12 protein-coding genes are annotated in these 13672 nt (G+C 61.6%); 7 read left to right on the forward strand and 5 right to left on the reverse strand.

The features are described from left to right. The 5 genes from ACQZ6J_RS12775 (at nucleotide 1) to ACQZ6J_RS12795 (ending at nucleotide 4271) form a co-directional block, all read left to right on the forward strand. Entirely contained in the window at nucleotides 1-729 is a 729-nt protein-coding gene (locus ACQZ6J_RS12775; protein ID WP_449084312.1) for an SDR family oxidoreductase, read from the forward strand. Next, a complete protein-coding gene (locus ACQZ6J_RS12780) occupies nucleotides 729-2360 on the forward strand; it encodes an FGGY-family carbohydrate kinase (RefSeq protein WP_449084313.1) in 1632 nt (543 codons plus the stop codon). Before ACQZ6J_RS12775 ends, ACQZ6J_RS12780 begins: the two co-directional genes overlap by 1 nt. A gap of 140 nt (nucleotides 2361-2500) precedes the next feature. Next, complete coding sequence (locus tag ACQZ6J_RS12785; protein ID WP_449084314.1) at nucleotides 2501-2899, forward strand: (R)-mandelonitrile lyase; 399 nt, start codon at nucleotides 2501-2503, stop codon at nucleotides 2897-2899. Nucleotides 2900-3107: 208 nt separating this feature from the next. Next, entirely contained in the window at nucleotides 3108-3230 is a 123-nt protein-coding gene (locus ACQZ6J_RS12790) for a hypothetical protein (protein ID WP_281411018.1), read from the forward strand. Between the two features lie 120 nt (nucleotides 3231-3350). Beyond that, nucleotides 3351-4271 carry an alpha/beta hydrolase gene (locus tag ACQZ6J_RS12795; RefSeq protein WP_449084315.1) on the forward strand — a complete coding sequence of 307 codons (921 nt, stop codon included), beginning with the start codon at nucleotides 3351-3353 and terminating at the stop codon, nucleotides 4269-4271. Nucleotide 4272: 1 nt separating this feature from the next. Here the strand turns inward: ACQZ6J_RS12795 and ACQZ6J_RS12800 are convergent, their stop codons facing one another. Then, a complete protein-coding gene (locus tag ACQZ6J_RS12800; protein WP_449084316.1) occupies nucleotides 4273-6276 on the reverse strand; it encodes a CocE/NonD family hydrolase in 2004 nt (667 codons plus the stop codon). A gap of 21 nt (nucleotides 6277-6297) precedes the next feature. Continuing rightward, the gene (locus tag ACQZ6J_RS12805; protein WP_449084317.1) at nucleotides 6298-7878 is read right to left on the reverse strand and encodes an ABC transporter substrate-binding protein; all 1581 of its coding nucleotides are present in this window, start codon (nucleotides 7876-7878) and stop codon (nucleotides 6298-6300) included. Nucleotides 7879-8000: 122 nt separating this feature from the next. On the opposite strand from ACQZ6J_RS12805, the gene ACQZ6J_RS12810 reads away from it, so the two are divergent. After that, nucleotides 8001-8786 carry a helix-turn-helix domain-containing protein gene (locus tag ACQZ6J_RS12810; RefSeq protein ID WP_449084318.1) on the forward strand — a complete coding sequence of 262 codons (786 nt, stop codon included), beginning with the start codon at nucleotides 8001-8003 and terminating at the stop codon, nucleotides 8784-8786. Between the two features lie 240 nt (nucleotides 8787-9026). Next, nucleotides 9027-10136, forward strand: coding sequence for a thioesterase domain-containing protein (locus ACQZ6J_RS12815; RefSeq protein ID WP_449084319.1), 1110 nt, complete (start codon nucleotides 9027-9029; stop codon nucleotides 10134-10136). A 60-nt stretch (nucleotides 10137-10196) separates the two neighbouring features. Here ACQZ6J_RS12815 and ACQZ6J_RS12820 read toward each other — a convergent pair whose 3' ends face one another. Genes ACQZ6J_RS12820 through ACQZ6J_RS12830 form a run of 3 tightly spaced genes read right to left on the reverse strand, consistent with a single transcriptional unit; the run spans nucleotide 10197 to nucleotide 13652 of the window. Then, the gene (locus ACQZ6J_RS12820; protein ID WP_449084320.1) at nucleotides 10197-11828 is read right to left on the reverse strand and encodes an ABC transporter ATP-binding protein; all 1632 of its coding nucleotides are present in this window, start codon (nucleotides 11826-11828) and stop codon (nucleotides 10197-10199) included. Next, entirely contained in the window at nucleotides 11821-12648 is an 828-nt protein-coding gene (locus tag ACQZ6J_RS12825; RefSeq protein ID WP_449084321.1) for an ABC transporter permease, read from the reverse strand. The genes ACQZ6J_RS12820 and ACQZ6J_RS12825 overlap by 8 nt, the downstream gene beginning before the upstream one ends. Further along, nucleotides 12645-13652 (reverse strand): ABC transporter permease, encoded by a 1008-nt coding sequence (locus ACQZ6J_RS12830; protein ID WP_449084322.1) that lies wholly within the window; start codon nucleotides 13650-13652, stop codon nucleotides 12645-12647. The genes ACQZ6J_RS12825 and ACQZ6J_RS12830 overlap by 4 nt, the downstream gene beginning before the upstream one ends. Nucleotides 13653-13672: the final 20 nt, after the last annotated feature.

Below are 13672 nucleotides of genomic sequence, written 5' to 3' on the forward strand. Positions count from 1 at the left end.
ATGAGACAGGATTTTACCGGTAAAGTCGCCGCCATCACCGGGGCTGCCTCCGGAATTGGCCTGGAATGCGCCAAATCGCTATTGAACGAGGGCGCGAGCGTCGCCCTCGTCGACAGGGCCGAAGACAATCTGAAAAGCCTTTGCGCGGAGTTGGGTCCGAATGCCTTTCCGGTCGTCGTCGATCTCCTGAACCCCGAGAGCGTCGCCACCATGATGCCGCAGATCCTCGGCAGGTTCGGCAAGCTCGACATCTTCCATGCCAATGCCGGCGCCTATATCGGCGGCGAGGTCGCGGAGGGCGATCCCGATGCCTGGGACCGGATGCTGGATCTCAATATCAACGCCGCTTTCCGTTCGGTCCGGATGGTGCTGCCGCACATGATTGAGCGCAAGACCGGCGACATCATCATGACCAGTTCGATCGCCGGTCTTGTGCCCGTGGTCTGGGAGCCGATCTACACGGCCTCCAAGCATGCCGTTCAGGCCTTCACGCATACGGTGCGGCGTCAGGTCGCCAAGCACGGCATCCGGGTCGGCGCCGTGGCACCGGGGCCGGTGGTGACGGCGTTGATCAGCGACTGGCCGCAGGCAAAGCTCGATGAGGCGATCGCCGCAGGCGGTCTCATGGAGCCGACGGAAGTGGCGGAGGCCATCCTCTTCATGCTATCGAGGCCACGCAACATTGTCATTCGGGATCTGGTGATCCTGCCTCTGAGTACGGATCTCTGATGACGGCACCTTACTTCATCGGCATCGATGTCGGCACCGGCAGCGCCCGGGCCGGGGTTTTCGATGCGCATGGCCATCTTCTTGCGGCGGCCAAGCGGCCGATCACCATCTGGCACGAGGCCGGCAGCATCGTCGAGCAATCCAGCGAGCAGATATGGAAGGCGGTTTGCGACAGCGTCAGGGAAGCTGTCGAAACGGCAGGGATAGCGGCTAATCGTGTCGCCGGCATCGGCTTCGATGCGACATGCTCGCTGGTCGCGGTCAAGGCGGATGGCGCGCCCGTCGCCGTGGGACCATCGGGTGACGCTGGTCGCAACATCATCGTCTGGATGGATCATCGCGCCGCCGGTGAGGCGGCGGAGATCAATGCGGGACATCATGCCGTGCTGCGCTATGTCGGCGGTCGCATTTCGCCCGAGATGGAGACGCCGAAGCTTCTGTGGCTGAAGCGGAACCTGCCGCAGTCTTTCGCCGCAACGGATCATTTCTTCGATCTTGCCGATTATCTCACCTGGCGCGCGACGGGCTCGTTGCAGAGATCGGTATGCACGGTGACGTGCAAATGGACCTATCTCGCCCATGAGAAGCGGTGGGACGCGCAATATTTCAAGGATATCGGCCTCGGTGAACTGGCGGACGAGGGCTTCGCGCGGATCGGCACCGAGATCGTCGAGCCGGGCACGGCGCTCGGCGAAGGCCTGAACGAAGCCGCCGCCCGCGATTTCGGCCTTGCGGCCGGTACGCCGGTCGGTGCTTCGCTGATCGATGCCCATGCCGGCGGCGTCGGCACGCTGGGCGGGCAGGGGCCGGATGGTAAGGCGGATGTCAGCAACAGGCTCGCCTATATCTTCGGCACATCGGCGTGCTCGATGGCGTCGAGCGGCGAGGCCGTGTTCATCGACGGGGTCTGGGGGCCATACTATTCGGCCATGGTGCCCGGCCTCTGGCTGACGGAGGGTGGGCAGTCCGCGGCCGGTGCGGCGATCGATCATCTCGTCACCATGCATCCGGCCACGGAGGAGGCGCGCGCCAAGGCCGAAGGCGACGGCCTTTCGCTGGTCGCCTGGCTCGATCGCCAGGCCATGAAGGCATGCAGGAGTGCTTCCGACGTCGTGAAACTCGTGAACTCCATCCAGGTCGTTCCCGAATTCCTCGGCAACCGATCTCCTTACGCCGATCCCGACGCTCGTGCCGTCATTTCCGGTCTTGGCCTTGAAACCGGTATCGACGATCTGGTCGCTCTTTACGTCGCCGGCCTTTGCGGCATCGGCTACGGCCTCCGACAGTTGCTTGAAAAACTGGCACAGGATGGCATCGCCTGCGATCTCATCATTGCCAGCGGCGGTGCTGCCCAGAGCGGACTGGTGCGCCAACTCCTGGCGGATACGACCGGCAGGCCGGTCGCCGTTTCCGATACCGAAGAGCCTGTGCTTCTCGGTGCAGCCATGCTTGGGGCCACGGCCGCCGGACATTGCGGCTCTCTGGTCGAGGCCATGGCAGCCATGTCGCGGCTGGCCAAAAGGTTCGAGCCGGCGGGCAGCACCACGATGGCGCTGCACGAAAGGCGCTATGAAGCCTTCGAATTGCTGCAAGCGGCCGACCGCAGCATTCGCGCGTTGATGGCGTCTTAGCCGCCGTCAGCGAAGGAACCCGTTAGCGGCACTCTTTTGCGGTTTGTTTGTAAAACGAGCTATCGGCCTCTACTCTTGCCCTGTTTTGGAGCTAAGTTGCCGGCATGCCCGCAAGCCGGGGCCATTGAGAGGAGAGCATAATGGATGTCATCAGAAACGGGACACAACCCTCCGGCAAAGGGCCCTCCGATTGGTTCATCGGCGCTGTGCGGATAGATCCGGTGTTTGCTGCTAACGAGGCGCGTCGAGCCGCCGCCGCTAGCGTCACCTTCGAGCCGGGCGCAAGGACTGCATGGCATACCCATCCGCGCGGCCAGACCCTGATCGTCACTGCCGGCCTGGGCCTGGTTCAGCGCGAGGGTGGTCGGGTCGAGGAGATTCGCCCAGGGGATGTCGTCTGGTTCGAGCCGGGAGAGAAGCACTGGCATGGCGCGTCCCCAACGACTGCCATGACCCATATCGCCATCCATGAACATGTCGACGGCAAGGTGGTGGACTGGATGGAACATGTCACCGACGAGCAATATCTGGCGAGATGAACGCCGGAGCCTTCGACCCCGTTTCCGCTGAACCGGTCGTTCTATCAGGAGGGACCGGCCTATTGCCGCGGCTTCGCCACAAGTCGGCCGCAAGACGCTGGTATCAGCGAAACTCTCCTGTCGTTTTACGGCGCAGGACCAGAGAGTGAATTGCGCCGGCGGGGTGACGGACCTTGTATCGGCACCGACTTGAATTGGGGGACATATCATGATCCGGCTCGTGATCGGCGCGGCACTCGCGCTTGCAGCGCTTACCTGGTCCAATGCGCAATGCATGCAGATGCCGACTGGCTTTTCTCTGCCGTCGAAAAGCGTGTTTGCCGCCGACTAAGCCCTTCGTTTTCCGCGGCATCTCCATGTCGCCATCGCGGCGCAATTGGCCGTAGGCAGAGAAGACTCGCTGAGCGCGCCGCGCTATCTTCGGCCAGCATCCACGATTCGAGGATATCCGATGGCGTCTGCTGAGCGTCCCATGCCGAGCGAGGCAGGCATCCTGCAGTTCATGGAGATCTGCGATTCCTTCTATCCGCCGGATGCGGTAACGGCCTCGATCACCCAGCAGCGCGCATGGTACGACGCATTGTGCGCCCGGTTCGACCGCCTCTTGCCGGAGGGCCTGCAGACCAGGGACGAGTTCGCGGCTGGAACGATTCCGGTCCGACGCTACAAGCCCGCCAATCTCCGCACGGCAACGAACCTCCTCTATCTCCACGGCGGCGGTTTCGTCGTCGGCTCGCTCGATAGCCATCATGCCATCTGCGCCGAGATTGCCGATCATGCCGGTGCGGAACTGATCTCGGTCGACTATCGGCTGGCGCCGGAATATCGCTGGCCGGCGCAGACGGACGACTGCTTCATCGTCCTCAAACAGCTGCTTGCCGAAAAAAAGTCGGTCGTGCTGATCGGCGACAGCGCCGGCGGCAATCTGGCGGCTGGGCTGGCGGTGCGGGCGAAAGCCGAGGGGCTGTCCGGCGTCGTCGGCCAGATTTTGATCTATCCCGCGCTGGGCGGCGATCTCGTTTCCGGTTCCTACGAGGAAATGGCCGAGGCGCCGGGTCTGACGACGGCGGATGTCAGCTACTATCGCACCATCCTGCAGGCTCCATCGGGCGATCCGGTCTCGGAACCGCTTGCTCAATCTTCCGTGGCCGGTCTTCCGCCGGCCTTCATTACGGTGGCGCATTACGACCCGCTGCGTGACGACGGCCGCAACTATGCGGCGCGTCTTGCGCAGGCGGGTGTCGAAGTCTGGTTCCGCGAAGAGCCGCAGATGGTGCATGCCTGGCTGCGGGCAAGGCATATGAGCGAAGGCGCCCAGGCCGGCTTTGCCGCCATATGCGCGGCGGCAAGCCGGTTTGCCGGTTCGCGCTGACCTACATCAGGTCGCGGGCGATACGCGTCTCTTCGAATATCTTCTCGAAAATCTGCGTTTCGCCTTCATAGGCGATGACCGAGGCGCTGATGATCCAGTCCTTTGCCGTGCAGGATATGGAGGAAGTCGCAACCGTGCGGACGAACCAGCCGAGGCGCTGCATGTCGCAGGTCCATGTCGAGACGCCTGCCATCGATAGCGGGTCGTTTGGTGCGATCGACCAGACTTCCTCGCGCAACTGACGCGTGGAAAGACCTGTGCCAGGATGTTCGGAAAGACCTGTATCCTCCTGAATTTCATAGCGGGTTCGACCTGCCGAGAGATCGCGCACCACCTGCCGCTTCGTCGAGCCCGGCGCATGTTCGATATATTTCGGCAGGGGATCGGGATTGTCGGGCTGCTTCACGTCGATGATCTCATGCGCGCCGAGCTTGGGCAGGGCGAGGCCGAGAGAAGCGATGTCGATCGTCAGCCCTGGATCTTCCGGGGGCGGCAGGACCATCGGCCAATAGGCGGAAGAGAGCGACAGGCGGATGCGATGCCCCTTGCGGAAGCGATAGCCGCAGGCATCGAGCGTCACGGTCACGGTGACTCGCTGACTTTTAATCAGTTGCTCCGGCTCGGCATTGCCGTTGCGATGAGCAAGATTGAGAACGCCGAAGGAGACGCGCGTTGCCGTGCCGTCCGGATGGATATCGACGAGCCTTGCGCAGAGATTGGCGGTCTCCGCGTCGCATCGCAGCGTCAAGGTCACAACTGGGCGTCCGAGATAATCGTGGTCCTCCGTCAGCGGTGCGGTCTGGAAGGTCAGCGACCCGGCATCGTCGATGCGCTGGTCGATCGCCATTTCGGCATCGGGCTTCAGGGTGAACCACTCACCGGAGGCCGTGCCGGTGTCGAGCGGTGAGCGCAGATAGACCGGATGCTCCGGCGCATGCGGGATCGGCATACCCTCCATCAATGTGCCGAACTGCTCGACGTAGAAGGATTGCATTTCCGGTGGCTGCCATTCCCGTTTGGCGATCCAGAAGCCCGGATCGAAATCGCGACGCGTGGCGGGCTTTATCGAATCGAGAATATAGGCGCGCACGGAGGGCGTGTTCTCGGCACCGTTGCGCTCGCCGCGCAGCCAGCGGTTCCACCAGTTGATGGCCTCGCCGTGGAAGTCGGCGCGCGGCTTCGGCCAGGCGAAATGCGGATATTTGTGAACCCAGGGGCCGATAAGCGCCTTTGCCGTGTCTCCGAGACCCTCGACGGCCAGCAGCGGCGTGTTGCGGTAGCCGTCCGCCCAGCCGGCGATGACGATGGCGGGAATATCGAAGCCTGCGAAATCCTCGCAGATCGACCCGTGCCGCCAGAAGTCGTCGCGGCGCTGATGCCGGAGCCATTCCTCCATGAAGAAGGGCTCCTGCTTGAGGCGCTGCAGCCACATGTCCCGCCAGTCGTCGCCGACGATGGCCGGATCGGGCGAGCGCGACTGGTAGGCGAGCATCGTCGCCGCCCAGGACAGCTGGGCCGAGAGGTGGCAGCCGTTCTTGTAGTGGATATCGTCATTATAGCGGTCGACCGTGGAGGCGATCGATATCACTGCCTTGAGCGCCGGCGGCTTCAGGGCCGCGACCTGCAGGCAGTTGAAGCCGCCCCAGGAAATGCCCATCATGCCGACCGAGCCGTTCGACCACGGCTGCGCCGCGATCCAGGCGATCAGCTCGCAGGCATTGGCAAGCTCGAGCTCGGTATATTCGCCGTCGATGATGCCGCTGGATTCGCCGGAACCTCTTATATCGACGCGCACCCCGGCAATGCCGGCTGCGGCAAAGACCGGATAGGTGGATTCATCGCGTGGGCTCGTTCCATCGCGCTTGCGGTAGGGAAGGAATTCGAAGACCGCCGGCACGGGATCGCTGTCCGCGCCGTCGGGCATCCAGATGCGCGCGGCGAGCCGCGTGCCGTCCTTGAGAGTGATCCAGTGATTTTCGATGGTGGTGAAGCTGCGCTCTGCCATGGTCATATATCCCGAAGATGATTAAGCATCAAACCACACACGGCTGCCGATATAGCCGTTGGACGTGTCGTTGCCGATGTCGTCGACATATCCCTTCAGCGTTTTCGAGGCGGCCATCAGATAGTCGTTGAAGACGGGCAGGATCAGACCGCCATCGTCCCGCACCGTCAGCGCCAGCTGGCGATAGAGAGCCTTGCGCTTGGTTTCATCGAGCTCGGATCTTGCCTGCAGCACCATCTTGTCGAACTCGGGGCGCTTGAAACGCGTGTCGTTCCATTCGGCGGTCGAAAGATAGGAGGTGGAATAGCGCGAATCCTGTGTCGGACGGCCACCCCAGAAAGAGGCGCAGAAAGGCTGCTTGTTCCAGACATTGGTCCAGTAGCCGTCTTCCGGCTCACGCTGCACGTCGATGGTGATCCCGGCCTTGCGCGCGCTTTCCTGGAACAGGGTCGCGGCATCCACGGCACCTGCGAAAGCTGCGTCGGATGTGCGCAACAGGACCGGACGGTCGAGACCCGATTTCTTGAAGTGGAAGGCGGCCTTGTCTGGATCGTAGGGGCGCTGCTCGATATCGGTCGGTGCCAGCGCATAGTTGGAATTGACCGGATAGTCGTTGCCGATCGTGCCGTAGCCGCCCAGAACCTTGTCCAGGATCGACTGGCGGTCGATCGCATATTTCAGCGCGAGCCGGAGGTCGTTATTGTCGAACGGCGCCGTGTCGCAATGCATCAGAAAGCAGTAGAAGCCCTTGCCGGCACTCCGGACGATGTCGACATTCGGCGCGCGTTTCAGCATGGGCACGGTCTTCGGGTCGACGCTGTTGACGAAATGGACCTGACCGGACGCCAAGGCGGCGATGCGGGCTGTGTTGTCGTTGATGACGAGTATTTCGACGCTGTCGACATAGCCTCGGTCCGAGCGCCAATCCTTCGGGTTCTTCTCAAAGAGCGCGCGGACGCCGGGTTCAAAGTTTTTCAGAATGTACGGCCCGGTGCCGATAGCGGCGGCAGGCTTTTCCACGCCACCTTTCGGCTGAATGATCAGATGGTAGTCGGTGAGAAGGAGAGGCAGGTCCGCATTGCCTTCCGAAAGCGACAGGACAAGGTCCCCCGCTTTTTCCTCGATGCCGGTGATCGAGGCCAGCAGGCCGAGCGCACCCGACTGCGAATTCTTGTCCGCGTGGCGCTTGAGCGTGGCGACGATGTCGGCGACGGTCATCTTGCTGCCGTCGTGAAACTGCACGTCGTCCCTGATCTTGAACGTCCAGACGGAAGCGTCCGCCGATGGCGTCCAGGAAGTTGCCAGCGACGGCAAGGGCGCACCGGTCTTGGGATCGGATTCGACCAGCGCATCTCCCCACAGGCGGCCAATGACGAACAAAACGGATGCGCTGTATGTTGCCGGGTCGAGCTCATCGCTGGTGGCGCCGCCCTTGAGACCGAGCTTCAGATGGCCGCCATGTTTGGCTTGCTGGGCGCGCGCGTCACGCGGCATCAACAGGCCTGAGGCAAGGCTCGGCATAGCGCCGAGGGCGACCGCACCGCCGAGGAAACGGCGGCGGCCGATTTTCAGATGCGAAGATTGATCCTTTTCACTCGTCATTGCAGTTCCCTCTTTTTCGGTTTTGTAAGAGGAAACCTAGAGGTCGGGCCGGCTCACGCAATTTCGCGACTTGACGCATGTTTAAGCGAGTTTACGCTGGTATCATCAAGACGGAGCCATCGATGCCGCACCTGGCCGAAAATCTCAAGATTGCCTGTGCCACACAGCGTTCCATTTCGCATGTATGTCGTGCAATCGATATCAATCGGCAGCAGTTCAATCGCTACATCAACGGCGAAACGACACCGTCCGCCCACAACCTGGCCCGCATAGCCAGATATTTTGATCTTGATGCCGCCGACTTTCTTCTCGCCCCCAAGCTCTTTCGCGAACGGCTTCGCGGACCGGCTCTCAGCCTCAATGAAAGCTCCGAGCTCTTGAAGGCCTTTCCGGGAAATCTTACGGCCCTGAGACGTCATATCGGCTATTTCCAGACCTATCACCGCTCACCGTCCTGGCCGGGGATGGTTGTCTGCTCGTGCAGTCGCCTTAGCGAGCAGGGCGGCCTGGTGCGCGTCAAGTCCATGGAGCGTCTCAGGGACCCCGGAAACGGTATCCAGCAGTTTTCAAAATATGTGGGCCTGGCGGCGTTTCATAGAAACCGGCTCTTCATAACGGAGCGTGTCATCGGCCCGAACTCCATGCTGTCGCAGACGATTCTCCTGCCCTTCGACGAGCATCAGCGCGTCTATTTGCGCGGAACAACCATGGGGGTCTCCTGGCGGAGGGAAAACCTTCCCTACGCCTCGCGGATGATCTGGAGACACGTTGGCGCCGAGCCCGACCTGCGCGAACTTCTGTCACGCTGCGGGCCGCTGCCACTGTCGTCGCGCCAGCTGCCGCCGACGGTGCGCTCCTTCCTCGCGGATCCCTCCGCCGAAGTCTATGCAGTGCCGGCAGAGTATTGATGATGCCAATGTTCGAACGGGCCTGCATCCGGACCGGGCATAGCGGATAGCCTGATAGCGCGCTCGCCATCGCAGTGCCTGGCGGTGGTCGGTCCGTGCCCCTCGGTTAGCATAAGGTTGAAACTCTCGAAAACCGATGCGGAAGTTGTGCTTTTACAGAATATATTAAGGATCACTTTATAAGAATACTTTTCATTATATCGTTTAGTGACGCATGCTTTCACATTTGGGGGTGCCTGGATGCTTCTCTTTACGAGACCGGATGTAGATTCCAGTTCGCATACTTACTTTGACGATCTGTTTCGCCAGGAAGCGAAGATCAGTTTGGATCGCGAAGCGGACATTCCCGATGTGGTTTCCGTCAACCGGGCGTTGAATTTCATAAAACGTCTGTGGAGCGAAACCGGCGAGGAGATGGATGTCAATATATTCTATCGTCATCGCACCCTTGAAGCCTTCGGCTTTGCAATTTCCAATCACGAGGACCTCTCGGCCTCACCGAAAATCATAGAACTCCGAGGCGGCGATGATGGGGCGCCGCTGCTGCTATTCGCCGGGGGAGCAAGCTGCTTTCTGGAAATGCAGCAACTCATCAAGGAAATCAGCTTTCCGGGACCGATCCTCGGCGTCGCATTGACGGCCTTCAATCGCGATCCTCAATATCCGGCAACAGTACAGGACGAGGTTGAAAGCACGCTGAGAGCGCTGCGAGCGGCGGGGATAGGGGCGCCTTATCGATTGCTCGGCTATTCGTTTGGCGGTGTTTTTGCTCTGGAGTTGGCTCGTGCCTTGAGGGCGCAGGGCCAAGAGATTGCGTTCCTCGGGATGCTCGATACCCCTCTGGGCGAACAGGAGTGGCCGCTGATGACCTGGGGCGGCTTCATGTGGCAGCGCTGGCGGAGAGCTCGAAGCAGAAAGAGAAACCGAACAGGAACGGCCCCTCAGGCACGCGGCCAGGCACCGGTAAAGCTGAGCCTGCCGGCTATCGAGCGACGGGAACATCTCGCAAGAAGGTTGAAGCCCCTCTCGTTCCGCTACGCGGACCCACGGATAGGCTATTATCCGGAGCTGGCGCCGCAATGGGTAGGGGATTATCCCCCGCTTTATGATGCAGCTGCCAGGCAACTCCTGCGCATGAAAGGCCTTTACAAGCCGGATCGTTATGACGGGCCACTGACTTTCTATCGCAGTCTTCAAGGCTCTCCCGTCGATTGCGATCCAAAGTCCATATGGGCGCGCTTTCTTGTGCATGCGGATTGGGTCGACGTGCCAGGCAATCACCAGAGCATGATCGTCGGACGCAATGCCGGCACGCTCGCTCGCGAACTCGGAAAACACCTTATGCGCTGAACTCTCCGGCGGCACGAAAGCGAGTACAGACTGAGCCGCTACGCATTGGGTGCCCAGCTTCTAATTTCCTGCGCTCTCCATTTTTCGCGTCGTCAGGACACGCTCCAACCAGCCGATTTCCATTTCGGGCACGGATTTCAGCAGCAGGTCGGTGTAGTCGTCGAACGGTGGCGACAGCGCCTGCGATTTCGGACCGAAGCGAACGAGCTTGCCGCGATGCATGACGGCAACGCTATCGGCGATGGCGCGCACGATGGCGATGTCGTGGGTGATGAAGACATAGGAGAGACGCGCCTCTTCCTGCAGCTTCATCAGCAATTTCAGAATGCCCTCCGCAACCAGCGGATCGAGCGCCGATGTCGGTTCGTCGCAGAGGATCAGCTCCGGCTTGGCGGCAAGCGCGCGGGCAATGGCGACGCGCTGCTTCTGTCCACCGGATAGCTCCGCCGGATAGCGGTCGATGAAGCCGTTGCCCATTTCGATCTGGTCCAGCAGCTCCTTGACACGCGCCGTCTTTGCCGCGCCGTGCAGGCCGTCATAGAAGGTCAGCGGCCGGCCGATGATATCCCGCACGGTCTGGCGCGGGTTCATGGCGGTGTCCGCCATCTGGTAGATCAGCTGGATGCGCCGCAGCTCCTCCCGCGAGCGATTTTTCAAGGCCGGGGTCAGTGGTTTGCCGTCGAAGGAGATCCGTCCGTCGCTTGGCGGCAGCAGGCCGGTGATGACGCGGGCGAGCGTCGATTTCCCCGAGCCGGATTCACCGACGATTGCCAATGTCTGCCCTTTGGGAACATGTAGAGAAACATCGTGCAATACCTTGAAACCATTTGAGTATTGCGCACTGATATTCTCGATTTTCAGAAGTGCGCTCGACTGGTCGACGGCTTCGGCTCTCACCTCCTGGCGAACGTTGACGAGGGCGCGGGTATAGTCCTGCCTCGGCTCCTCGATGATCTGCTGGACGCTGCCATATTCCACCGTCTTGCCATGCCTGAGCACCATGATGTCGTCGGAGATCTGGGCAACGACGGCAAGGTCATGGGTGATGTAGAGTGCTGCCGTGTGCGTTTCCTCGATGGCATGCTTGATCGCCGCCAGCACATCGATCTGCGTCGTCACGTCGAGCGCGGTCGTTGGCTCGTCGAAGACGATCAGCTCCGGGTTGGAGCAGAGCGCCATGGCGGTCATGGCACGCTGGAGCTGGCCGCCGGAGACCTGGTGCGGATAGCGTTCGCCGAAGGTTTCCGGATTGGGCAGGCCGAGTACCCGGAAGAGATAGAGCGCTCGCTTCCTCGCCTCCTCTTTCGTCATTAGGCGGTGCTTGACGGTGGCTTCGATCACCTGATCGCCGAGCCTGTGCGCCGGATTGAACGCGGCCGCTGCCGATTGCGCGACATAGCAGACGCGGGCGCCGCGGATCTTGCGGATGCCGGACTTGCCGAGCGGCAGGATGTCGGCACCGTCAAGCAGAACCTGGCCGCCGGTGATCTCGGCGCCGCCACGGCCATAGGCGAGCGCGGAAAGGCCGATGGTCGACTTGCCGGCGCCGGATTCGCCGATCAAGCCGAGCACCTTGCCCTTCTGGAGGTCGAAGGAGACGCCGTCGACGATGGTGACGCGTTTCGGCGGTTCCCCCGGCGGATAGCTGGTGGCTTCGATCTTCAGATCGCGAACGGAAAGAAGCTCAGGCATCGCCACGTCCTCCCTTGAGGCTGGAGGTGCGCTTCAAGAGCCAGTCGACCACCAGATTGACACAGATAGCGAGCGCCGCAATGGCGGAGCCCGGCACGAGGGCGGCGGAAATGCCGAAGATGATGCCGTCCTTGTTGTCCTTGACCATGCCGCCCCAGTCGGCCGACGGCGGCTGGATGCCGAGGCCGAGGAAGGAGAGGGTGGACAGGAACAGGATCGAGAAGGCAAAGCGCAGGCCGAATTCCGCCAGCAACGGCGAAAGCGTATTCGGCAGGATCTCGCGAAAGATGATCCAGATCTTGCCTTCGCCGCGAAGCTTGGCCGCCTCCACGAATTCCATGACGGCGACGTCGAGCGCCACGGCGCGGCCGAGGCGATAGACGCGGGTGGAGTCGAGAATGGCCATGACGAGGATCAGCACGATCAGGTTCTGCGGCAGCACCGCCAGCACAACGAGCGCGAAGATCAGCGTCGGGATCGACATCATCAGGTCGTTGAAGCGCGAAAAGACCGTATCGATCAATCCGCGCGAGACGGCGGCGGTAAAGCTCAGGATGATGCCGAGCGAGAAGGAGATGATCGTCGCCGCCAGCGCGACGAACAGGGTCGTGCGGGCGCCGTAGATGAGACGCGACAGGATATCGCGGCCGAGATTGTCTAGGCCGAAGAAATATTGCGCACCGGCAGGCTGCCAGACGTTGCCGACGACTTCCGTCTCGCCGTAAGGGGCGATCCAGGGGGCGAAGATCGCGCAGATCAAGGCGATCAGGATGCCGATGATGCCGATCCAGGCGGTGATGGGGATATCTCTCAATCTCATCGCGGATGCCTCAGACGCGGGTTGGCGACGATCGCCAGAATGTCGGCCGTCATGTTGAGGAAGATGTAGACGGCGGCGAAGATCAGGCCGCAGGCCTGGACGACCGGCATGTCGCGCACGGTAACGGCATCGACCATGTACTGGCCCATGCCGGGATAGACGAAGACGACTTCGACGACGACGACCCCGACGATGAGATAGGCAAGGTTGAGCGCGATGACGTTGATGATCGGCGCCAGCGCGTTGGGGGCGGCGTGCTTGACGATGGCGCGGAAGGTGGAGAGCCCTTTGAGCTCGGCCGTTTCCATATAGGCGGAGGACATGACCGAGAGGATGGCCGCGCGGGTCATGCGCATCATGTGGGCGAGCACGACCAGCACCAGCGTTGCCGTCGGCAGGGCAATCGCCTGCAGCCGATCGAGGAAGCCCATGCCGTCATAGACTGTCGCCGGAAAGGTCGCGATGCCGTACTTGACCGAGAAGAACATGATCAGCAGGTAGCCGATGAAGAATTCCGGCAGCGAGATCGCCGCCAGCGAAATGACGTTGATGATCTTGTCCGGCAGCCGGTTCCTGAAATGCACGGCCAACATGCCGAGGCAGACCGCAAGGGGCACCGAGATCAGCGCGGCGAAACCGGCCAGAAACAGCGAATTGCCGAGCCGCTTGCCGATCTGCTCGCTGACGGAGTTCTTGCTGGCCCAGGAGGTGCCGAAGTCGCCCTGCACGGCATGGCCGAGCCATTCCACATAACGGGTGACGATGGGCCGGTTCAGGCCGAGCTCTTCTCGGATATTGGCGACCGCCTGCGGCGTCGCCGACTGCCCGAGATACGTGGTCGCAAAATCGCCCGGCAGGGCTTCCAGCCCGCCGAAAATGAGGATTGAGACCGCAAACAGCAAGACAATGCTGAGCAGGCAGCGCTCGATAATCAGGGACAGCAGCGGAAAACGCTGTTTGAACCGCAGCCCAGGCAGAACGGTTCCAGAAGGTGGATTGGACATGGCCGATGCCTCGCGCTTAA

The sequence above is a fragment of the Rhizobium sp. A37_96 genome, from assembly GCF_053521765.1.

Excerpts from the sequence above, each read along its gene's own strand:
- ACQZ6J_RS12780 (WP_449084313.1), top strand. The coding sequence starts at position 729 with ATGACGGCACCTTACTTCATCGGCATCGATGTCGGCACCGGCAGCGCC.
- ACQZ6J_RS12830 (WP_449084322.1), bottom strand. The coding sequence starts at position 13,652 with ATGTCCAATCCACCTTCTGGAACCGTTCTGCCTGGGCTGCGGTTCAAA.
- ACQZ6J_RS12795 (WP_449084315.1), top strand. The coding sequence starts at position 3,351 with ATGGCGTCTGCTGAGCGTCCCATGCCGAGCGAGGCAGGCATCCTGCAG.
- ACQZ6J_RS12810 (WP_449084318.1), top strand. The coding sequence starts at position 8,001 with ATGCCGCACCTGGCCGAAAATCTCAAGATTGCCTGTGCCACACAGCGT.
- ACQZ6J_RS12775 (WP_449084312.1), top strand. The coding sequence starts at position 1 with ATGAGACAGGATTTTACCGGTAAAGTCGCCGCCATCACCGGGGCTGCC.
- ACQZ6J_RS12785 (WP_449084314.1), top strand. The coding sequence starts at position 2,501 with ATGGATGTCATCAGAAACGGGACACAACCCTCCGGCAAAGGGCCCTCC.
- ACQZ6J_RS12790 (WP_281411018.1), top strand. The coding sequence starts at position 3,108 with ATGATCCGGCTCGTGATCGGCGCGGCACTCGCGCTTGCAGCGCTTACC.
- ACQZ6J_RS12800 (WP_449084316.1), bottom strand. The coding sequence starts at position 6,276 with ATGGCAGAGCGCAGCTTCACCACCATCGAAAATCACTGGATCACTCTC.
- ACQZ6J_RS12820 (WP_449084320.1), bottom strand. The coding sequence starts at position 11,828 with ATGCCTGAGCTTCTTTCCGTTCGCGATCTGAAGATCGAAGCCACCAGC.
- ACQZ6J_RS12805 (WP_449084317.1), bottom strand. The coding sequence starts at position 7,878 with ATGACGAGTGAAAAGGATCAATCTTCGCATCTGAAAATCGGCCGCCGC.
- ACQZ6J_RS12815 (WP_449084319.1), top strand. The coding sequence starts at position 9,027 with ATGCTTCTCTTTACGAGACCGGATGTAGATTCCAGTTCGCATACTTAC.
- ACQZ6J_RS12825 (WP_449084321.1), bottom strand. The coding sequence starts at position 12,648 with ATGAGATTGAGAGATATCCCCATCACCGCCTGGATCGGCATCATCGGC.